Annotated in this window: 21 protein-coding genes and 1 tRNA gene; 6 read left to right on the top strand and 16 right to left on the bottom strand. The window is 69.4% G+C overall.

All coding sequences use genetic code 11. The annotated features are described in order from the left end of the window. Window positions 1–34 precede the first annotated feature (34 nt). Genes RS883_RS15145 through RS883_RS15130 form a run of 4 tightly spaced genes read right to left on the bottom strand, consistent with a single transcriptional unit; the run spans window position 35 to window position 6,168 of the window. Window positions 35–1,042, bottom strand: a complete 1,008-nt coding sequence (locus RS883_RS15145; RefSeq protein ID WP_315761014.1) for a DUF2891 domain-containing protein — start codon at window positions 1,040–1,042, stop codon at window positions 35–37. Beyond that, window positions 1,026–1,964, bottom strand: coding sequence for a DUF979 domain-containing protein (locus RS883_RS15140; protein ID WP_315761013.1), 939 nt, complete (start codon window positions 1,962–1,964; stop codon window positions 1,026–1,028). The genes RS883_RS15145 and RS883_RS15140 overlap by 17 nt, the downstream gene beginning before the upstream one ends. Continuing rightward, complete coding sequence (locus RS883_RS15135; protein ID WP_315761012.1) at window positions 1,961–2,614, bottom strand: DUF969 domain-containing protein; 654 nt, start codon at window positions 2,612–2,614, stop codon at window positions 1,961–1,963. The genes RS883_RS15140 and RS883_RS15135 overlap by 4 nt, the downstream gene beginning before the upstream one ends. Next, window positions 2,614–6,168 carry a hydantoinase B/oxoprolinase family protein gene (locus RS883_RS15130; RefSeq protein ID WP_315761011.1) on the bottom strand — a complete coding sequence of 1,185 codons (3,555 nt, stop codon included), beginning with the start codon at window positions 6,166–6,168 and terminating at the stop codon, window positions 2,614–2,616. The genes RS883_RS15135 and RS883_RS15130 overlap by 1 nt, the downstream gene beginning before the upstream one ends. 130 nt (window positions 6,169–6,298) lie before the next feature. Here RS883_RS15130 and RS883_RS15125 point away from each other — a divergent pair, with 130 nt between their 5' ends. Next, window positions 6,299–7,093 (top strand): ThuA domain-containing protein, encoded by a 795-nt coding sequence (locus RS883_RS15125; RefSeq protein WP_315761010.1) that lies wholly within the window; start codon window positions 6,299–6,301, stop codon window positions 7,091–7,093. A 19-nt stretch (window positions 7,094–7,112) separates the two neighbouring features. On the opposite strand, the gene RS883_RS15120 is transcribed toward RS883_RS15125, so the two are convergent. From RS883_RS15120 to RS883_RS15095, 6 genes are all read right to left on the bottom strand, one after another. Then, complete coding sequence (locus tag RS883_RS15120; RefSeq protein ID WP_315761009.1) at window positions 7,113–8,423, bottom strand: HAMP domain-containing sensor histidine kinase; 1,311 nt, start codon at window positions 8,421–8,423, stop codon at window positions 7,113–7,115. Continuing rightward, on the bottom strand, window positions 8,420–9,088 hold the full coding sequence (locus tag RS883_RS15115) for a response regulator transcription factor (protein ID WP_315761008.1): 669 nt from the start codon (window positions 9,086–9,088) through the stop codon (window positions 8,420–8,422). The genes RS883_RS15120 and RS883_RS15115 overlap by 4 nt, the downstream gene beginning before the upstream one ends. A 477-nt stretch (window positions 9,089–9,565) precedes the next feature. Further along, entirely contained in the window at window positions 9,566–9,778 is a 213-nt protein-coding gene (locus RS883_RS15110) for a hypothetical protein (protein WP_315761007.1), read from the bottom strand. Window positions 9,779–9,886: 108 nt separating this feature from the next. Then, complete coding sequence (locus tag RS883_RS15105) at window positions 9,887–10,717, bottom strand: glycosidase (RefSeq protein ID WP_409977419.1); 831 nt, start codon at window positions 10,715–10,717, stop codon at window positions 9,887–9,889. A 98-nt stretch (window positions 10,718–10,815) separates the two neighbouring features. Continuing rightward, window positions 10,816–11,583, bottom strand: coding sequence for an SDR family NAD(P)-dependent oxidoreductase (locus RS883_RS15100; protein ID WP_315761005.1), 768 nt, complete (start codon window positions 11,581–11,583; stop codon window positions 10,816–10,818). 151 nt (window positions 11,584–11,734) lie between these two features. Then, window positions 11,735–12,571 (bottom strand): exonuclease domain-containing protein, encoded by an 837-nt coding sequence (locus tag RS883_RS15095; protein ID WP_315761004.1) that lies wholly within the window; start codon window positions 12,569–12,571, stop codon window positions 11,735–11,737. Window positions 12,572–12,692: 121 nt separating this feature from the next. Between RS883_RS15095 and RS883_RS15090 the strand changes: the two genes are divergently transcribed. The 5 genes from RS883_RS15090 to RS883_RS15070 all read left to right on the top strand — a co-directional run bounded on the left by RS883_RS15090 (window position 12,693) and on the right by RS883_RS15070 (window position 15,779). Beyond that, the gene (locus RS883_RS15090; protein ID WP_315761003.1) at window positions 12,693–12,917 is read left to right on the top strand and encodes a hypothetical protein; all 225 of its coding nucleotides are present in this window, start codon (window positions 12,693–12,695) and stop codon (window positions 12,915–12,917) included. A 24-nt stretch (window positions 12,918–12,941) separates the two neighbouring features. Further along, window positions 12,942–13,262 carry a hypothetical protein gene (locus RS883_RS15085; protein ID WP_315761002.1) on the top strand — a complete coding sequence of 107 codons (321 nt, stop codon included), beginning with the start codon at window positions 12,942–12,944 and terminating at the stop codon, window positions 13,260–13,262. A 100-nt stretch (window positions 13,263–13,362) separates the two neighbouring features. Then, window positions 13,363–14,490: a DUF47 family protein gene (locus RS883_RS15080; RefSeq protein ID WP_315765162.1), complete on the top strand. Its 1,128-nt coding sequence runs from the start codon at window positions 13,363–13,365 to the stop codon at window positions 14,488–14,490. Between the two features lie 6 nt (window positions 14,491–14,496). Continuing rightward, a complete protein-coding gene (locus RS883_RS15075; protein ID WP_315761001.1) occupies window positions 14,497–15,510 on the top strand; it encodes an anion permease in 1,014 nt (337 codons plus the stop codon). A gap of 41 nt (window positions 15,511–15,551) precedes the next feature. Beyond that, entirely contained in the window at window positions 15,552–15,779 is a 228-nt protein-coding gene (locus RS883_RS15070) for a hypothetical protein (protein ID WP_315761000.1), read from the top strand. Between the two features lie 19 nt (window positions 15,780–15,798). Here the strand turns inward: RS883_RS15070 and RS883_RS15065 are convergent, their stop codons facing one another. The 6 genes from RS883_RS15065 to recJ form a co-directional block, all read right to left on the bottom strand. After that, entirely contained in the window at window positions 15,799–16,488 is a 690-nt protein-coding gene (locus RS883_RS15065) for a DUF2490 domain-containing protein (protein WP_315760999.1), read from the bottom strand. A 220-nt stretch (window positions 16,489–16,708) separates the two neighbouring features. Continuing rightward, the gene (locus RS883_RS15060; RefSeq protein ID WP_315760998.1) at window positions 16,709–16,849 is read right to left on the bottom strand and encodes a hypothetical protein; all 141 of its coding nucleotides are present in this window, start codon (window positions 16,847–16,849) and stop codon (window positions 16,709–16,711) included. Window positions 16,850–16,988: 139 nt separating this feature from the next. Further along, entirely contained in the window at window positions 16,989–17,663 is a 675-nt protein-coding gene (locus RS883_RS15055; RefSeq protein WP_315760997.1) for a spermidine synthase, read from the bottom strand. 379 nt (window positions 17,664–18,042) lie between these two features. Next, window positions 18,043–18,276 carry a DUF6180 family protein gene (locus RS883_RS15050; protein WP_315760996.1) on the bottom strand — a complete coding sequence of 78 codons (234 nt, stop codon included), beginning with the start codon at window positions 18,274–18,276 and terminating at the stop codon, window positions 18,043–18,045. Window positions 18,277–18,407: 131 nt separating this feature from the next. Beyond that, window positions 18,408–18,482 (bottom strand) — tRNA-Glu (locus RS883_RS15045). A gap of 59 nt (window positions 18,483–18,541) precedes the next feature. Continuing rightward, window positions 18,542–20,299 carry a single-stranded-DNA-specific exonuclease RecJ gene (gene recJ, locus RS883_RS15040; protein ID WP_315760995.1) on the bottom strand — a complete coding sequence of 586 codons (1,758 nt, stop codon included), beginning with the start codon at window positions 20,297–20,299 and terminating at the stop codon, window positions 18,542–18,544. Between the last annotated feature and the right edge of the window lie 210 nt (window positions 20,300–20,509).

Raw genomic sequence — 20,509 nt, 5'->3', positions numbered from 1 at the left:
GTCGTATCGCGCATGAACCACTAAGTCGATAGGATTAAGTGCGCGTCTCGCCGCCGAGCGCCAGCAGCGCGAAGCTGGCGAGCCAGTGCGTGCCCATATAGTCGTCGGCCAGGTGATCGATGCTCGCCGCCAGATGCCCGGATGCGGCTGCGCGGGTGGGAACGGTGGCGGGATGGTCCGCGCCCAGCGCATCGGCGATCGCCGTCCATGCCCAGGCGCGGCTGAGGTTCAGGCCGTCGAGATGCGCGATCTTGCCGTCGCTGCGGTCGCTGACATGCGCGGGGGTGAACAGGCTCGCCGGCTGGCGATCGGCGGCGCGCGGCAGGAAGCGGTCGAACCAGCGCGCGAAGTCGGGCTCCACCCGGCTCATCAGCAGCGCGACCGACAAGGCGGGCGACAGGAACTCGTCGCCGCCCGGCTCCCACGCCTGGCAATCGGCATCGCCGCCGAACCAGCCGCGCGCGCGATCGTCGATCCGCTCGACCAGCGCCCCGTCGAACGCCAGCGCCCATTCGCGCGCGAGCGTCAGTGCAAAGGCGGTGTTGAAGTGGGTACCGACACGAATGGGATAGGTGAGCTTGGGCAGGAAGGCGTGGAAGCGCGCCGCAAAGGCCCGCGCCAACGGCTCCAGCGCCGCGCCCCAGCCGGCGTCGTGGCGCGACGCCTCATGATGGAGCGCGAGCAGCCATCCCCAGCCATAGGGCCGCTCGAACCCGCCGCTCGCCGGACGCGCGAGATAGGCGAGCTCGCCCGCGACGTTGGCGGGTACCAGCATCGTGTCGGCACGCGCGCGGATCTCGGCCGCGACGGGCAGGTCGGGAAACGCGCGGGCGATGCGCAGCACCTGCCACCAGCCATGGACGCAGCTATGCCAGTCGAAGCTGCCGTGAAAGATCGGGTGGAGCTCGGCAGGCGCGCGAACGTCGTCCGGCCCGGTCATCACATGGTCGAGCTTGTACGGCCATGGCTGGCCCAGATGGCCGAGCGTCAGCCGGGCGAACCCGGCGGCGATATCGGGGGTGAGGTCAGAAGGCGAGGACATGGATCAGCACGATATTGACCACCAGCAGGGGAAGCGCGGTCGCCACCTGTCGCCGGATCACCGCATTGCGATCCTTGAGCTCCAGGAGCGCCGCGGGGACGAGATTGAAGTTTGCCGCCATCGGCGTCATCAGCGTGCCGCAGAACCCCGCGAGCATGCCGATCGCCGCGACGATCGCCGGATCGCCGCCATATTGACGGATGAGAAGCGGCATCCCGATCGCCGCCATCATCACCGGAAACGCGGCAAAGGCATTGCCCATCACCATCGTGAACGCCGTCATGCCGAGCCCATAGGCGATCACCGCGCCCAGCCGGCTCCCTTCCGGGATCGCCGCGCCCGCAAGCCCGCCGACGACCTCGCCCACGCCCGCCAGCGCGAACACCGCGCCCAGGCTCGCCAGCATCTGCGGCAGCACCGCCGCCCAGCCGATCCCGTCCATCAGGCGCCGCCCTTCCTGAAACGGCGTGGCCGGCCGGGGCCGCAGCCAGAGATAGAGTATGAGAAGCGCCAGCGCCGCGCCGATCGTCAGCGCGACCAACGTCGCCTGCTTCGGATCGACCAGCCCCGGCATCGCCTTGAACGCGAAGGTACCCGCAAGCGCCGTCACGGGAATGACGAGCGCAGGCAGGAACAGCCGGTCGCGCCGCCGCGCCGCCTCCGCCGCGCGCTCCTCGCCGCTCGTCGTCGCGGGCGTGCCGCGACCGACGCCGCCCGCGCCGGCGATCCCGACCAGCGCGAGCACGAGCACGCCGTTGCCGATATCGCCCAGCCGATCGCCGGCGAGGAAGCTCAACGCGATCAGCGCATAGAAGGCGGCATTGCCGAAGCGCTTCGGGTGGCTCGCATCGACGGCGCTCAATGCGGCGAAGGCGAGGAAGACGAGCCCCGCCACGCCATAGATGAAGGGCAGGCCGATCACGACGCCCGCTTCAACCGGCGGTCGAGCCACAGCAGCCGCGCCCCGTGGATCAGGAACGCGGCGATCGCGGTCGGGATCGCCCAGACCGACAGGTGCAGCGGCTCGATGACGATGCCGTACCCTTCCAGCACGCCCTTCATCAGCAGGATCGATCCGATCGCGATGAAAATGTCCTCGCCGAAGAACAGCCCGACATTGTCGGTCGCCGCCGCCATCGCCGCAACCTGTTCGTCGTTCGGCTCCGCGCCCTCCTTCTCGGCCGCGGCGGTCGCCATCGGCGCGACCAGCGGCCGGACGGTCTGTGCCGGCCCGGCAATCGAGGTGAGGCCGAGCGCGGCGGTGACCTGGCGGAACAGGAGATAGCCGATCAGCAGCCGCCCGGCGGTCGCGCCGCGCATCGCCGCGACCAGGCTGCGCGCCCGCTCCTGGAGCCCGTGCCGCTCTAGCAGGCCGATGACGGGCAGGACGATGTAGATGACGGTGACGTAGCGCGCGTCGTTGAACGCCTTGCCGAAGGCCGCGAGGATCGCGAGCGGGTCGAGCCCCGCGGCGATCCCCGTCACGCCCGCCGCGACCGCCACGACGAGCAACGGATTGAACCGCAGCAGGAAGCCGAGCACGATCACCGCGATGCCCGACAGGACGAGCATCAGTCCGCCGCCCGCCCGAAGCCGCCGCCGCCCGGCGTCTCGATCACCAGCACGTCGCCCACGCCCATCGCCGCGGCGTCGGTGGCGCCGAGCGGCTGGACCGTCCCGTCGACACGCTCGATGCGGTTGGCGCCGGTCGCGCCGGGCTCGCCGCCGGCAAGACCGAAGGGCGGCACGCGGCGGCGGTTGGACAGGATCGCCGCGCGCAGCGGCTTGAGGAAGCGCAGCCGCCGCACCGCGCCGTCGCCGCCGCGGCTCTCGCCGGCGCCGCCCGATCCGTGGCGGATCGCGAACGCCTCGACCAGCACGGGGAAGCGCGCCTCCAGCACCTCGGGATCGGTCAGGCGGCTGTTGGTCATGTGCGTCTGCACCGCCGCGGTGCCGTCGAAGCCGGGCCCCGCGCCCGATCCGCCGGCGATCGTCTCGTAATATTGGTGCGCCGCGTCGCCGAAGGTCAGGTTGTTCATCGTCCCCTGCGACCCCGCCATCGCGCCGAGCGCGCCGAGCAGCGCGTCGGTGACGACCTGGCTCACCTCGACATTGCCGGCGACCACTGCGGCGGGCGCGCGCGGGTTGAGCATCGATCCTTCCGGCACCGTCAGCAGGACCGCGCGGAGGAAGCCATCATTGAGCGGCACCGCCACGTCGATCAGCGTGCGCAGGACATAGAGGACCGCGGCGCGCACCACCGCCAGCGGCGCATTGAAGTTGCTCGGCTGCTGGTCGCTGGTGCCGGTGAAGTCGATCGACAGCGCGTCGCCCGCGCGGCGAACGGCGACGCGCACGACCGCGCCGCTGTCGAGTTCATAGGCGAAGTCGCCCTCCGCCAGCGTCGGGATCAGCCGCCGCACCGCCGCTTCGGCATAGTCCTGGACATGCCCCATATAGGCGGCGACGGTGCCGAGCCCGTGTTCTTCCGCCGCCCGCGTGAGGCCCTCCGCCCCGCGCGCGCAGGCGGCGACCTGGGCGGCGAGGTCGGCAAGGTTCATGTCGATGTTGCGCGCGGGCCAGCGACCGGACGCGAGCAGGTCGCGCACCTCGCCCTCGCGCAGCACGCCATCCTCGACCAGCAGGACGTTGTCGAAGACGATGCCCTCGTCCTCGATCGTGCGGCTGTCGGGCGGCATCGATCCGGGCGTGATGCCACCGACATCGGCATGGTGTCCCCGCGCCGCGACGAAGAAGTCGGGGGTGTCGCCGGTCCCGACGAACACCGGCTGGATGACGGTGATGTCGGGCAGGTGCGTGCCGCCGTCATAGGGCGCGTTGAGCGCATAGACGTCGCCGCGCCGGATCCCGCGGCCATCCGCACCTCGGCGGCGCAGGATCGTCTTCACGCTCTCGCCCATCGATCCCAGATGGACGGGGATGTGCGGCGCATTGGCGACGAGGTTGCCCGCGCCGTCGAACAGCGCGCAGGAGAAATCGAGCCGCTCGCGGATGTTGACCGAGGAGGCGGAGTGACGGAGCGCGCCGCCCATCTCCTCGGCGATCGACATGAACAGGCCGGCGAAGATTTCGAGCCTGAGCGGATCATAGGCGGTGCCGATCGCCGTCGTGGCGCGCGGCGCGGTGCGGGCGAGGATGATGTTCCCCGCCATATCGATCGCGGCGCGCCAGCCCGGCTCGACCACCGTCGTCGAGTTGGCGTCGATGACGAGCGCCGGCCCGGCGATCTCGCTCGCCTCGGCAAGCGCGGCGCGCGCATGGATCGCGACATCGTGCGTCTCGCCCGCCATGCGGACGCGCGCGTGGCCGATCGGCGGCGCGCTCTCGGTCGGCGGCGGGGGCGGGGCGGGGACGTCGCCGTCATTGGCGGCGATCGCCTCGACCCGGAGCATGTCGACGATCAGCGGGCCGGTCGGGCGATAGCCGAAGCGCGCGCGGAACGCCGCCTCGAACGCCGTGCGCATCGCGGGCTCGGAGCCGAGCGGGACTTCGATCGGGCTGTCGGCACCGGCGGTCCGCAGATGCGCGGTCGCGGCGATGCGGATCGCGCCGGCGGCATCGGCCAGCCCCTCGCGCGCGGCTGTGGTCAGCGCGTCGGCAGCCTCGGCAAGCGCCGCGGCATCCTCGATCGGCAGCGCCAGCGTTCGCTCGCGCACCGCGCTGCGTTCGGCGAGGCCCATGCCATAGGCCGACAGCACGCCCGCCAGCGGGTGGACGAGCACACGGTCGATGCCCAGCGCGTCGGCGACGAGGCACGCATGCTGCCCGCCCGCGCCGCCGAAACAGGCGAGCGCGAAGCGCTGAACGTCGTGCCCGCGGGCGACGGAGACGGCGCGGATCGCGTTGGCCATGTCGGCGACGGCGATGGCGATCAGGCCCTCGGCAACCTCGTCCGCCGGCCGCCCGACCTCGGCCGCGAGTTGCTCCAGCCGGTCGAGCGAGGCCTCGGCATCAAGCGGCTCGTTGCCTGACGGACCGAATACCGCGGGGAAATGCGCCGGCTGGATCTTGCCCAGCGCCACGTTGCAATCGGTCAGCGTCAGCGGCCCGCCGCGGCGATAGCAGGCCGGGCCCGGCACCGCCCCCGCCGATGCCGGCCCGACGAACAGCCGCCCGCCGTCATAGCCGCAGATCGATCCGCCGCCCGCCGCGACGGTATGGATGCGCAGCATCGGCGCGCGGATGCGCACCCCCGCGACCTGCCCCTCATTGTCGCGCTCGTAGCGGCCGGCATAGAGGGATACGTCGGTCGAGGTGCCGCCCATGTCGAAGCCGACGACCTGATCGAACCCCGCCGCGCGCGCGGTCTGCGCCATGCCGACGATCCCGCCCGCCGGTCCCGACAGGATCGCGTCCTTGCCGCGAAAGCTGTGGCCGGGAGCGAGGCCGCCGCTCGACTGCATGAACAGCGGCGCGGTGTTTTCGCCCAGCGCCGCCGTCAGCCGGTCGACATAGCGGCGCAGCACTGGTGAGAGATAGGCGTCAACCACCGCGGTATCGCCGCGCCCGATCAGCTTGATGAGCGCGCCCGCCTCATGGCTCGCGACGACTTCGGCAAAGCCGGTCTCGCGCGCGATCGCCGCCAGCGCCTGCTCGTGCGCGGGATGCGCATAGCCGTGCATCAGCACGATCGCGACGGCGCGCAGCCCCTTGTCATACGCGCCATGAAGCGCTCGCCGCGCCGCATCGGTGTCGATCGGCACCAGCACCTCGCCGCCATGCGTCACGCGCTCGTCGATCTCGATCGTCGCGGCGTGGAGCGGGGGCGGGCGGCGGATGTCGCGTGCAAAAATGTCCGGACGGTCCTGCGTGCCGATCACCAGCGCGTCGCCGAACCCGCGCGTGATCGCCAGCAGCACCGGCTCGCCCTTGCGCTCGAGCAGCGCGTTGGTCGCGATCGTCGTGCCGATGCGCAGGTCGAGCGGCGGCAGCGGGCCGTCGCCTGCCCCCGTCAGCTGCCGGATCGCCGCCACCGCCGCATCGTCATAGCGGCCGGGATCCTCCGACAACAGCTTGGCGGTGCGCAGTCCCCCATCCGGATCGCGCGCAACGACGTCGGTGAACGTGCCGCCGCGATCGACCCAGAACTGCCAGCGTCCATTCATCGGAAGGGGGCATGCCGCGATCGGTGCGGGCGTTCAAGGCCGCGCATCGGGCGCTCACCGATTGCGCGGCCCCTGCTGCTGCGATAACCCGCTGTCGCAACGACGATATCGGTGACGAGGGGAGGGACGGATGCTCAAGGTTCTGGCGGTCGCAATGCTGGCGGCGCTGACGCAGACCGCGCCCAATCCGCATTTGCCCAAGCCGACCTATGACAGCGTGCCGCCCGCGGTCCCCGCCGGCATCCAGCGCGGCGTCCTGATCGTGTCGAAGACCAATGCGTGGCGCCACCTGGAGCATATTCCGCATTCGAACGAGGTGATCGCCGGCATCGCCAAGGATCTGAAGCGCCCGAGCTTCACGACCGAGAACGCCGCGGTGTTCGACGACGCGATCCTCAAGAACTTCTCGGTCGTGGTGCTCAACAGCGCGAGCGGCGACTTCATGACCGCGCCGCAGCGAGAGGCGCTGGCGCGCTTCGTCGCGCGCGGCGGCGGCATCGTCGCGCTGCATGCCGCGGGCGACAACAGCCACAAGGCGCCCTGGTATTTCGACACGATCATCGGCGCGACCTTTACCGGCCACCCCAACGGCCCCGACCATATCCAGCCGGCCAGCGTGCTGATCGACCAGCCGCGCCACCCAGTGATGGCGGGGGTCAAGCTGCCGTGGAAGCCCGCCGACGAATGGTATTCGTTCGACGTCGATCCGGCGACGCGCGGCATGACGATCCTCGCGCGGATCGACGAGGCGAGCTATCGCCCCGGCGACAAGCTCAAGATGGGCGCGGTGCATCCGGTGATCTGGGTCAATCCGCGCACCAAGGGGCGGGTCGTCTATTCGGCGATGGGCCACAATCCAGAGAATTACGACGACCCCAATTACCGCCTGATCCTGACCAACGCGATCCGCTGGGCGGCGCGCTGACCGGGGTCGCGCGCTGCGCCTAACGCGCGATCGGCAAGGTAACGGTCGCGAGCAATCCGCCTTCGGGTGAATCGGCCAGCATGAGCGTGCCGCCGTAGAGCTCGGCCAGCTCGCGCGCGATGGCGAGGCCGAAGCCGTGACCATCGGCGCGCTCGTCTAGGCGGATGCCCGGCGCGGTGGCGCGATCGCGATCCGCCGCCGGAATGCCGGGACCATCGTCCGCCACCGCGAGCTGGACGTCCCGGTCGCGCGCCAGGGCGCTGACGGTGACATTCGCCGCAGCATGACGCGCGGCATTGTCGATCAGGTTGCCGGCGAGCTCGTCCAGGTCCTGCGGATCGATCGCCGCGGCAAGGTCTTCGGCCACATCCAGAGAAACGCGGACGCGGTCGCCATGCAGCGCGACGATCGCCGCGACCAGATCGGCGAGCGCAGGAGCGAGCACGGTGGTGGCCCGCCGGTCGACCGAGACGGCGCGCGCGCGGCCCAGGTGATGGCGCAGCGTCGCCTCGATCCGCTGAAGCTGCGCGCGCGCCACCGGATCGTCGCCGACATGCAGCGACAGTGTCGCGACCGGGGTCTTGAGCGCATGCGCGAGATTGGCGGCGGACGCCCGAGCCCCCGTCAGCGCCGCCGCACTGTCGGCGGCGAGGGCGTTCAGTTCGCGTGCGAGGGGGACGAGTTCGTCGGGAACGTCCTCGGGCACGCGTGACGCGCGTCCGCGGCGGATCGCCTCGACCGCGGTGCGCAGGGTCGCCAGCGGGCGCAGGCCGAAGCGCAACTGCACCAGCGCCGCGCCGCCGAGCGCCAGGCCCAGGATCGCGAGTGACGCGGCGAGCGGCGTCAGCGCGGCGAGCACCGGCCGGTCGATCTCCGAGCGGGGCACCGCGACGAGGACGCGCACGTCGCCCGTTCTGGTCGCCACCGTTGTCGACAACCCATGCACCCGGGTACCGTCGCGCATCCGCCCTTCGAACGGTGCTGCTTCGTCCTCGAACGGCCGCGGGGGTCTGTGACCGGGCGGCGTGTCGATCTTCGCCAGATCGCCGCCGCCGCCGACGGTGCCCGCCACCGCGACGACCTGCCAAGGCTCGCCGGAGCGAAGCCGCGCGGCCACCCTGCCAAGCTGCGCGCGGTCGAGCGAGCCGTCGTCCCGAACCGCGCTCTCCAGCGCCACCAGCCGGTCGCGAAGCCGCGCATCGACGCCGCCGATCACGAACCGCTCCAGCACGCCGCCGATCGCAAACCCCGCGACCACCAAGGCGGCCAGCGTCGCCAGGAGCGACAGCGCGAACATGCGACCGAACAGCGAGCGGGGCAGCAGCCTCATCCCAGCGCACTCGCGGTCAGGCGATAGCCGCGGCCACGCACCGTCTCGATCAGCGCCGAGCCGATCTTCTTGCGCAGCCGTCCGACGATCACCTCTAGGCTGTTCGAATCGACATCGGCATCGCCCTCATAGACACGCTCCAGCAGGTCCAGCCGCTCGATCACTGCTTCCTTGCGCAGCATCAGTGCGGACAGCACGCGCCACTCCAGCGCCGTCAGCCGGAGCGGCAGGCCATCGAGCTCGAACTGCCCGGTCTGGCTCTCGAAGGCGAGCGGGCCGCATTCCAGCCGGGTCGCGGCGTGCCCGGCGGCGCGGCGCACCAGTGCCCGCAGCCGCATCACCAGTTCCTCCACCCGGAAGGGCTTGACCAGATAGTCGTCGGCGCCCGCCTTGAACCCGGCGACCTTGTCCGACCACGCCTCTCGCGCGGTGAGGATCAGCACGGGCATCGGCCGCCCCGCCGCGCGCCATTGGCGAAGCACGGTGATGCCGTCCTGTCCCGGCAGGCCAAGGTCGAGCACCGCGGCGTCATAAGCCTCGGTCGCACCCGCATGGCCGCCGTCGACACCATCGGCGAACAGGTCGACCGCGCACTGCTGGGCCCGCAACGCGCGGGCGATGGCGGGGCCAAGATCGGGATCGTCCTCGACAAGCAGGATGCGCATGGGGCCGGCTACCTCCGCCGCTTAAACCGAAACTGAACCGCCGGGTTCAGCGGGGCGGCGGCAAGCGTGGCCTAGAGCCGGTGCATCGACAAGCAAGGAGCAGATCGATGGTCGGTTTCGACAAGTGGAAGAACAGCCGCGCGGCGATGGTCGCGGGCGCGGCGATCCTGGTGGGGCTGGGCGCCGCCGGCGGCGCGGGCGCGGTTCAGGTGACGCGCCCTGCGATCGAGATGGCGCCGACCGTGCGCACGCCGATCGCCAAGCTGGCGACGCAAAGCGGCCTCGTCACGGTCAAGGGCCGGGTGGCCGAGGTCTATGGCGACCGCTTCATCGTCCAGGACGATGGCGGCCGCGCGATGGTCGCGGCCGGGCGCGAGGCACAGGGGCTGGTGCGCCGGGGTGAGCCGGTGATGGTGCAGGGCCGGTTCGACGACGGGCAGCTTCGCGCCAGCTATGTCGTCGCTCAGAATGGCGAGGTCACGGCAGTCGGTCCGCGGCCGCCGCGGCCGGCCGGCCCCCACGGGCCGGGTCGCGACGGCGGACCGCCGCCACCGCCGCCAGCGGGCTGCGCACCGGGACCGCGTGGCCCCGCCGGGCCGGACGGCGCGCCGCCGCCGCCCCCGCCGCCTGCGGCCAATGGCGTTGCACCGCCGCCTCCGCCCCCGCCACCTGCGGCCAACGGCGTCGCACCGCCGCCTCCGCCCCCGGCCAGGCACAGCCGCCTGCCGCGCCGATCCCGCCGCAAGGCTGATCGTCCGACAGGAGCCGCGCGTCCCGCCGCGCGGCTCCCTACGCGCGTCAGCTTCGGCGGATCAGCGCCCGCGCGAGCTTGCGATCTTCGAGCGAGTAATAGAGCCAGATCTGCCCATCCTCGACCACAACGGAGGCGGCAAAGGCGATGTCGGTGGCGCCGCGATCGTCGGCCGGGGGCGGCGTCAGCAGCGGTTGCAGCCCGCGCGCCACCACGCGCGTGTACTCGGCATCGAACGCCGCCCAGCCGATCCGCCACCGCGCGTCCCGCGTCGCCCCGTTATAGAACATCACCGGCCGCGCCGGATCGTCGGTGAGCAGCGGCCCCGTCGAAAGATGCCAGTCGTCCCAGCTATCCACGCGCGGCAGGAAGGGCGTGGGTGCCTCGGTCCACGGACCGGCGATGTCTGGGCCGCTCGCCAGGCCGATGCGCGACGCCTCGTCCGCGGCATATTCGTAGAACAGCCGCCACTGGCCATCGGCGGTCCGGTCGATCGTCGCTTCCTTGGTGTTACCCTCGGACTTCGAAGAGGCGAGCGCGACCCCGCTCTTGACCAGTCGGTCGAGCGACGGCCCGGTCGCATAGGAGAGTTCGCCATGCGCGTGGTCGGCGAGCACGCCCGAATAATAGACGACATAGCCGTCATCGCGCCGGATGACCGTCGGATCCTCCACGCCGCCGGCATCGTGGTCGCCTGGGCCCGGCACGATCGAGGGGGCGTCGAGCATCGCGAAGTTGACGCCGTCCTCGCTCCAGCCCGCCCAGATCTGGCCCGTATCGACCATCGGCTCGCCCGCCTTGGTCACGGCGCGAACCATGATGCCCCAGCGCCCGTCGGCCTCGCGCCAGACATAGGGGCTCATCAGGTCGCGGCCCATCAGCGCCGCCGGGCCGCCGAGCGTCACCGGCTCGATCCGCTTGACGTTGAAGTCGAGTGGCACGTCGAAATCGACGACCTTGTCCTTCTCCGCCGCCGTCACGCGCCCAGCGCCTGCATCAGCGACAGCCCGCCATCGATGACGATCCGCGCACCGGTGATGTACCGCGCGCGGTCGGATGCGAGGAAGACGGCGAGGTCGGCGACTTCCTCCGCCTTGCCCGCGCGGCCGAGCGGGATGTTGGCCTCCAGCGTGCGGCGATAGGCATCGTCCTGCTGCGCGCGTGCGTTCATGGGTGTCAGGATCATGCCCGGCTCGATCGAATTGACGCGGATGCCCCGCCGCGCCTCCTCAATCGCAACCGTCTCGACTAGATTAGAAAGCCCCCCCTTCGCCGCGCAATAGTCGGCACCGCCCGCGCGCACCGCATAGGCATGGATCGAGGAGATGTGGATGATCGCGGCATCCGCGACCGCCTGACCGCGCCCGGCCAGGAAGCGGCGCGAGACGAGAAACGCGCCGGTCAGGTCGGTGTCGATCATGCGCCGCCAATGATCGAGCGTCATCTCGCGAACGGCAACGCCGGTCATGTTCACGCCCGCCGAGTTGACGAGCACGTCCGCCGGCCCCCAGGCGCGCTCGACCGCGGCGAACGCGGCGTCGACGGAGGCTTCGTCATCGACATGGGCCTGCACGGCCATCGCCTCGCCCCCGGCGCTGCGCACCGCGGCGATCGTCACCTCGGCCGCGGCATGGTCGGCGAAGTAGAGGACTGCGACACGATCACCGGCGGCCCCGAATGCCGTCGCACATGCCGCACCGATACCCGACTCCGCGCCGGTCACGACGATCGTTCGACCTGTCACTCGCCCCTCCGCATCGCTGATCTGCGCACGACCAACGATTGTTGAAGCTGTTTTGGTTCACGGAATGATGATCGCCTCTATAGCCGAGGGCGCTCGGGCGGAGATGCATCGGCCTCAGGCCAGCCGATGCTCTAGAGCGAGCTAACGGGTTCTAGGCCAGTCCGAGTGCCTGCGCGGACACGATGCGGAGGCGTCGGCCATCGGCAATCGCCTTCAAGGCGCGGCGATAGCCGGCGTTTGCGAGGACCGACCGGCCGAACGGCTCGGCACGCGCCACCACGAGCATCGTCGTGGTCAGGCCGACGGACGAATGGATGGTGCCGCCAAGCGCAGCGATGGCATGTGCGATCGGGCCATCCCTCGGCTGACCCAGGATGGCGATCCGCTCGCCAAGATAAGGGCCGTCGGCGGCTGCCCGCGGCGCCGGTCCGACGGGGCGGGGCGGCGCCATCCACTCGGCGAGCGACGTGCCCGTGTGCTCGATGGCGCGGACGATCACCCAGCCTGCGGCCCGCGCATCGCTCAGTGCATCATGGTGACGATGCGGGACGCTCAGGAAGCGTGCGAGGTTGCCCAGCTTGTGGTTCTCGAGATCGGGCCATGCCTCTCTCGCGACGCGGACGCTGTCCAGCCACCGCGTCTCGATCGGCGTCCGGTCGTGCAGGCGGCAGGCGGCGGCGATCGCTCCCTTGTCGAACAACGAATGCGCGACCGTGATGCGGCCGGTCAGATGGGCGTCGATCGTCGCGTGCACATCGGCAAAGATCGGCTGGCCTACCACATGGTGGGCGGCGATGCCGTGGATCCTCGTGTTTCCCGCATGGAACTCGTCGCAGGGATCCAGCAACGTTTCCCAGGCGAACACCTCCTGCCCATCGCGAAAGCCGACGATACCGACCTGGCAGATGCTGCTCGTCCGTGAGCAGGCAGTCTCGACGTCGATGACAACGAAGTCGGGTGCACGGTCGGCTTGCGAAGAGGCGTTCACCAATGCCTCTTATCCACCACGCGCGGGTCGCGCCATTGCATCGTCATGTTTCGGAGCGGAAATCCTGCGCCCGTATGCTGCCGCGCGGCGTTGGACGTGTCGCACCAAGGAGCCTGCGTACATGACCGATGCCATCCAGACCCGCCGCCGCGAGATCGCAACCGAGCATCTCCTGTTCAAGCTGATCGAGTATGTCGAGGCGAACCATCCTGGCTTGCTCGACTTCTTGGAAGCCAGCCTCGACCATCTCGGCGACCCGGCCGATGGCGCCGACAAGGATGATGAGGCGGTGCGGCAGATCGCCCGTCGCATGATCGCCGGGGCGCGTCGGCAGGGCGTGCATTGAGGCTGCTGCATGCTAGGAGGACAAATGGCACGTTCTCAAAGCAACAGCGGCGCGGTCGAGGTCGACGGCGTCACCTATGACTGGCAGCTTGAGCGTGAGCCGCATCTTTCGGACGACGAGGGCTGGAAGGGGATGACCATCGCGCTTCGGCAGCGTGATGCCAAGCGCGAAGCCCTGATCGAGTTTCCGGCGCCCAAGCGGCTGCTCAGGGGCTTGCCGCGCGGCCGCCTTCAGCTCGACGATCCGACGATCACCCGCGGCATCCGATCGGCGCTAGCGGCCGGTTGGGACCCGATGTCTCGCGGCCGGCCCATGATCTTCATGGTCGACGCCGACGGGAACTGACGTCATCCGCCCCCCTCGGTGCGCACGGGTGGCGGCAGCGGTTTCACGCGATTGTCTCGACTGGTGAAATGAGGCATGCGCCTCCGCGAGGAGACGCCTCATTCGCCAGATTGCTGCTCTGCCATATCGTTCAGAAAGTTCCGCGATCGACGCGCCGGTGCGCGTGTTGCTGGTCACGTCGAGGGGGACCGGTCGCTGGGTCATCCCCAAGGGTAACGTGTCGCCGGGTATGACCGCGCACGAAGCGGCGGCGAACGAAGCCGAGGAGGAGGCGGGCGTCGTCGGTGCGGCGTGCCCCACGCCGCTCGGCAACTATCGGTACCGCAAGCGCCGTGGCAACGGTGCGTCTCTGATGGCCGATGTCGAGGTGTTTCCGCTCGCGGTGACGGCGGAGCTTTCGCAGTGGAAGGAGCAGCATCAGCGGGAGCGCCGCTGGTTCTCGCTCGCCGAAGCGGCCGATGCCGTCGAGGAACCCGATCTGCGCGACCTCATCCGGTCATTCGACGCGCGCGAGTTCGTCGCCGCCACCCGCCGCGGGACGATGTTCGCCGCCGCTGCTCAACATTCGAGGACTGCTAACATGTTCGGCTGGTTTCAGCGGCTGCTTCCAAAGACGGGCAACTTCTTCGAGCTGTTCGAAGCGCATGCCGTCACCATCACGGCCGCAGCGGACGCGCTCGCCCGGCTCTTTCAGCAGAATGGCGGGGCGACGGCCGATCACATCCGCGAGATCATGGAGCGTGAGCACGATGCCGACAACATCATCCGGGAAGTGCTCCAGACGGTTCGCAAGACGTTCCTCACGCCCTTCGATCGCAGCGCGATCACCAGCTTGATCGGCGCGATGGACGATGCCGTCGACGAGATGCAGGCCGCCGCGGGCGCCGTCGACCTTTACGAGGTGACGGCGTTCGAGCCCGAGATGCGCGACATGGCGGCGATCATCGTCGATGCCGCGCGGCTCACCGCCGAAGCCATGCCGCTGCTGCGCGACGTGGCGAAAAATGGGGGGCGCCTGCACGAGCTCACCGAGCGACTGGTTCGCATGGAGGGGCACGCGGACGAGATCCACGACGCCGGTATCAAGCGAGCGTTCAAGGCATATGGCGCCAGCGACACGCTCAAATTCGTGGTCGCGCGTGAAATCTACAAGCATCTGGAGCGGATCGTCGACGCGCTGGAAGATGTCGCCAACGAAATCGACGGTATCGTCATCGATCACGCCTGACGTCCGATGCATGAACTTGCCTTTCCGCTGCTGGTCGGCCTCATCCTGGTCGCGCTTGCGTTCGACTTCCTGAACGGCTTGCATGACGCGGCAAACGCCATTGCGACGGTCGTCGCCACCCGATTGCTCGGGCCGGTGCAGGCGGTCGCGTTCGCCGCCTTCTTCAACTTCGCCGCCTATTTCCTGACGCTCGGCTTTCCAGAGCTGCACAAGGTCGCGGAGACGATCGGCCAAGGATTGGTGGACAGGGATCTGGTGACCCCGGCGGTCGTCTTTGGCGCCCTTGTCGGCGCGATGTTCTGGAACGTCGTGACTTGGCTCAAGGGTATCCCATCCTCCTCAAGCCACGCGCTCGTGGGGGGCATCGTGGGCGCAGGTGTGGCTCATGCCGGTTTCACCGGGATCCAGTGGACGGGCCTCAACAAGACGTTGATCGCGATCATTCTCTCGCCGCTGCTCGGCATGCTGCTGGCGATGCTCATCATGTTGGTGACGAGCTGGGCATTCGCACGAGCCAAGAACCGTACGGCCGAAAAGAGCTTTCGCTTTCTGCATCTGCTCTCATCGGCGGCCTATTCGATCAGCCACGGCCTGAACGACGCCCAGAAGACGATGGGGATCATCACCGTCCTCCTCTATTCGACGGGTTATCTGTCCGGTGAGTTTCACGTCCCCCATTGGGTGGCGATCGCCTGCTACATTGCGATCGCCCTCGGCACGTTGAGCGGCGGCTGGAAGATCATCGAGACGATGGGAAGCCGCATCACCAAGCTGTCCCAGCACCAGGGTTTCAGCGCGTCGATGGGCGGATCGATCATGGTGTTCACCGCGTCGCTGCTCGGCATCCCGGTGTCAACGACCCACACCATTACGGGCAGCATCATCGGAGCGGGTACGGCGCGTCGCGCGTCGGCGGTCCGCTGGGGTGTCGCGCAGAACGTCGTCGCGGCCTGGATCATCACGATTCCGGCATCCGCGGCGGTCGGCGCGCTGTTCTACTCGCTCACGCTGTTGTTCTAGGGCACACCGGTTTGACGGTGGAGCGCAGTTCGGCTGGAACCATGCCCGAAGCGGACACGCCGGCGCAGCTGCTGCGGTCTCGTGCGCACTGGATCGAAGAGCTTCACCTCCATCCGGCCGAGGAGATCGGCAGAGGGCCGTTGGTGAAGATGGTCCGCATCGCGCTGAGCGATCCGGACAAGGTGCTCTGGCCCTACTCGATCGTCTGTTCCGATCGGACCTGGAGCGGAAAGGCCATTCTCGAACTCCGCGCGCTGCTGGACGTGTGAGCCGCGGGACTTCGCGCGGTCAGTCGTGGAGCATCGGCACGCCCAGCTTGTCGAGGTTGACGGTCAGCTGGAGCGACAACGCATGATCCATCTGTGACCGCGCCCCGCCGCGACCGGGGCGAAACTGGTTGAGATAGCCGACGTCTGCGCTCAGCGCTTTGCCGATCGGCACGTTGATCCCTGCGATGTTGCGCATCCGCTCATAGCCCGCGCGCTGCCCCCAGACGGTGCTGTTGGGCAGGATGAAGCTCTCGTGGCTGCCGAACAGCGACAGCCGCGTCCGGCCGATCGGCAGATTGTACCGGACGAGCGGACGTACCCTGAAGCCGATTTCGGCCCCGCCCGGATTGAAGCGCTCGTCGAGCCGCAGCCGACCGGCGAAGCGACCGCGCGAGATCACGATCTGCTGGCGGACGCGATCCTCATCGGCGGCAGTATTGGCGTTGAAGAAACCGACATGGCGGTAACCGATCCCGAGTTCGATACCCTTGGCGATTTGGATGCCGACCAGGACGCCGTATTCGGTGGTATAGACGCCCTGCTGGCGGTCGCTGGTCCGCGCGATCTGCTCGCCGGTGACGCGAACACCCTTGGCGACGGGCAGGACGACGTTGAGCTGCTCCCATGCCTGAAGGTCATCCTGCTGTGCCCAGCCAGGTGCGGCGATGAACAGGGCGGCAAGGCCGGTGGCGAGCGAGAGAAGGCGCATCGGCTCGCGCGCCTGCGCCGAAGTCCGCTGAAAATCAATTGGCAATAGAAGTGAGCCGCCGAGGGCTCTTCTCAAGTCATGTTGCGCCGTACGCGCATGCTGGCGCTTGGTGGTCAGCTACGAAGAAGTTGGAACCCGCGCGATCGCGCATCAGAACCAGCGTTCGTTGCCGTGCGATCGGCAGAAGGTTGCACGGAAGGGCCCGAGCGCGAAGGGCCGCCTAGGCGACGCCGCAGATCGACGCGACGACGGCGAGCGTTCCGGTGGCGGTCAGCGACACCGACAAGCCCTGCCGCAGGCTCCAGCCATCGCGAACGAGCTCGATCACGGAGCTGAAGATGGCGCCGGTGCCGACCGCCATGGCGCTGAAAAGTCCGACCGCTGCGAAAGCCTGAGTTGTCATGCGCCGGAAGATGGCGCGGCAGTGCTTTATTTTCCGTTATCCAGATCGTCACGATGGGGGCGGTGGCCGTGGCAGGACTGGCCGCCCGCGAATTCCACTATGGCTTCGTCTTCGCCAGCCAGATGACGTGCGTCGCGCCCTTGCCATTCTCACGGGCGCGAACGCGCACCTCGTCCGTCGAGAAGCCCGCCTTGATCAAGCGGTTGGTAAACGCCGGGTCCGGCGCCGCCGACCAGACCGCCACCGTTCCACCGGGACGAAGGGCACGCCGGGCCTCGGCAAGGCCAGCCGAGGCGTACAGGCCGCCATTGGCCTCGCGCGTCAGGCCATCGGGGCCGTTGTCGACGTCGAGCATGATCGCGTCGAAGCCGCCGACCGTGCCGCGGATCAACGCCCGCACGTCACCCATTTCCAGTTTCACCCGCGGATCGTCGAGACAGCCGTCGGTCAGCGCCGCCATCGGTCCACGCGCCCACTCGATGATGCCGGGCACGAGCTCGGCGACGACGATCTCCGCATCCGCGCCCAGCCGGCCCAGCACTGCTCGAAGCGTGAACCCCATCCCATAGCCGCCGATCAGAACGCGCGGCGCCCGGATGCCGGCGATGCGCGCGCAGGTCAGCGTACCGAGCGCCACTTCCGAGCCACTCATCCGCGTGCTCATCAGCTCGTTACGCTCGAGCACGATCATGAAATCGTCGTTGCGCTTGAACAGCCTGAGCGGCGGACCGCCCGGCACGTCGGCGACGCCGATCAGCTCACGGGGGATCATTCGCGCGTTCCAAGCCTGAAGACCGCATAGCGGGCGTCATCGGCCCGCATCATAGTCTCCTCAGTCGGCCGGCAAGCGGCCGTATTTGGGCCGACTTTCGTTTGGCGGCGCACTGCGACGATCTCTGCGGCGCCGGATGCGGTTGAGGCTGTCATTCTTCAGGCCCTAGCAAAGCAATTCGCGCATGGTATCTGTCGCTGAACGATCAAGCCATCGCCGTGTCGGCTCACCGTTAGCGCCGAGCGGACCGGCGGTAAGGAAGGCGCGCTCCTGGTTGCTGTCCGTATGGAGCACGCCCGCCTCGGTGCCGCCTGAACCCACATCGCGTGTCAGCATTGTGGCGGCTGCGGCGAACCGACGCCGCATGCACCAGCCAAGCCTAGCGGATCGCGCCCTTGATCGCTGCAAAGGCGCGGTCGGCGATCTGACCGATGGCGGCCTTCCTGTTCTGATAGTCGATCCCTTGCACCACGCTCACCGTCTTGCCGTCGACGGCGATGCATTGGACCACGAACGCACCGGCGCCCGTCCGGCCGCCTTTCACGATCACGAGCTGGCCCGGAAAGCTTTGGACATCGACGTTCAGCTTCGACTGGCGGGCGACATCGGCCACCAACTTGCCGCAGGTCGCCAGGCTCAGCTTCGCCGTCGGCGTACGCTTGCCACCCTATTTGTATCACCGGACGGCTACTAAATCGACGAAACGCGCCAGAGCGGCGGAAATCCGCGCTTCCGATAGGAAGATGGTGACCCCTACGGGAATCGAACCCGTGCTTCAGCCGTGAAAGGGCCGCGTCCTAACCGCTAGACGAAGGGGCCGCGTGGGCAGGCCGCGCGATTAGGGGAGGCGGGCGGGGCGGTCAAGCCCTGCGATTGGATCAATCGGACCAGGCGGCATCGTCGATGTGGAGCTCTGCCACCGCCTTGCCGCTCCAGTCGTCGCGCTTGGCCCGGCCGGCCAGCCACAGGCGGCGATGCGGCGGCGCGCCGAGCAGGGCGGCGCCGAGATCGGTGTCGGCCATGCGGAACGCCATTGCCTTCAGGCTGCGGCCGTCCTCGCCCGCGACGATCGCGCGGACATGGCCGTTGCCGACGCGGTCTGCACGCACGATGCGCACGGGACCGGCGGCCACGCGCGGGCTGGGCCAGCCCATGCCATAGGGGCCGCCCGCCTCCATCGCGTCGACCAGATCGGCACAGACGCCGCCGGGCGCGAGCACCGCGTCGAGCAGCAGCGCCCGATCCTCGCGCGCGCGCGTAACGGCGGCAGCGAGCTTTTCTTCCAGGAACGCCGCCAGCGCGGGTACGCCGCCTGGCGGCACGGTGACGCCCGCCGCGGCGGCATGGCCGCCACCGGCGATCAGTAGCCCGGCTTCCTTGGCGGCGAGCACCGCCGCGGCCAGGTCGACGCCGGGGATCGAGCGGCCCGATCCCTTGCCGATGCCGTCCTCCCCCACCGCGATGACGAGCGAGGGGCGGCCGAGCCGCTCCTTGAGGCGGCCGGCGACGATGCCGATCACGCCCGGATGCCAGCCCTCGCCGGAGACGACCGCGATCGCGCAATCGCCGCCGCACATCGCCTCGGCCGCGGTCTGCACCTCGCCCTCGATCGCGCGGCGTTCCTCGTTGAGGCGATCGAGCTCGGCGGCGATCGCCTGTGCCTCGTTCGGGTCGCGGGTCGTGAGCAGGCGGACGCCGAGATCGGCGCGGCCAACGCGGCCACCGGCGTTGATGCGTGGGCCGAGCGCGAAGCCCAGGTCGGTGCAGGTCGGCGCGCGGGTCAGCCGCGCGGCATCGGCAAGCGCGGCGAGGCCGGGATTGGCGCGGCGCGTCATCACCTTGAGCCCTTGGGCGACGAACGCGCGATTGAGACCGCGCAGCGCCGCGACGTCGGCAACGGTGCCGAGCGCGACCAGGTCTAGGCGGTCGAGAAGCTTGGGCTCGGGCCGCTCGGCGAAGAAGCCGCGGGCGCGCAGTTCGCGGAGCAACGCGGCGCACAGGAGGAAGGCGACGCCGACCGCGGCGAGATGGCCGTGCGCGGCGCCTTCGCCTTCGTCCAGGCGGTTGGGGTTCACCACCGCATGCGCCTCCGGCAGCAGGCTCGAGCATTTGTGGTGGTCGACGACGACGACGTCGGTGCCCGCGGCGCTTGCGCTCGCCAGCGCCTCGAACGCCTGTGCGCCGCAATCGACGGTGACGATGAGGCTGGCGCCTTCCTCGGCCAGGCGGACGAGCGCTTCGGCGGACGGGCCATAGCCCTCCATCAGCCGGTCGGGGATGTAGGGGCGAGCTTCGAGGCCGAGGTCGCGCAGGACGAGGATCATCAACGCCGCCGACGTCGCGCCGTCGACGTCATAGTCGCCGAACACCGCGACGTGCTCGCGCGCCTGCACCGCGTCGGCCAAGCGGCGCGCGGCAACGTCCATGTCGCGGAAGATCGAGGGGTTGGGCATGAACCCGCGGATCGAGGGGGTGCGATGCGCCTCGATCGCCTCGCGCGGGCAACCGCGGGCGAGGAGGAGCCGCGTCACCAGATCGTCGGCGACGAAGCCGGCGTCCAGCGTATCGCCCGCCAGCCCGCGCCAATGCCAGGGCTGGCCGAGGATCGAGCGCGACACGTTACAGACGGGGAGCATCGGCTAGCGATTAGCGCGGGCGGGGGGATGGTTAAAGGGGGATGGCCTTCGATCCTGACATGGCACCTTCCCGGCGAAGGCCGGGGTCGAGTTGGGAAGGCTCACCGCAAGCTGTGCTCCCGCGCAGGCGGGAGCCCAGGGTTATCTGACGTTGCGCTGCTTGGCTCTGGGCTCCCGCCTTCGCGAGAGCACGGGAGAGGCTCAGGTTGC

It is taken from the genome of Sphingomonas sp. Y38-1Y (genome assembly GCF_032391395.1).
Lineage (GTDB): Bacteria > Pseudomonadota > Alphaproteobacteria > Sphingomonadales > Sphingomonadaceae > Sphingomonas.
Note: the sequence above shows the minus strand (reverse complement) of the source record. Positions and strands in the feature narration are given on the sequence as shown.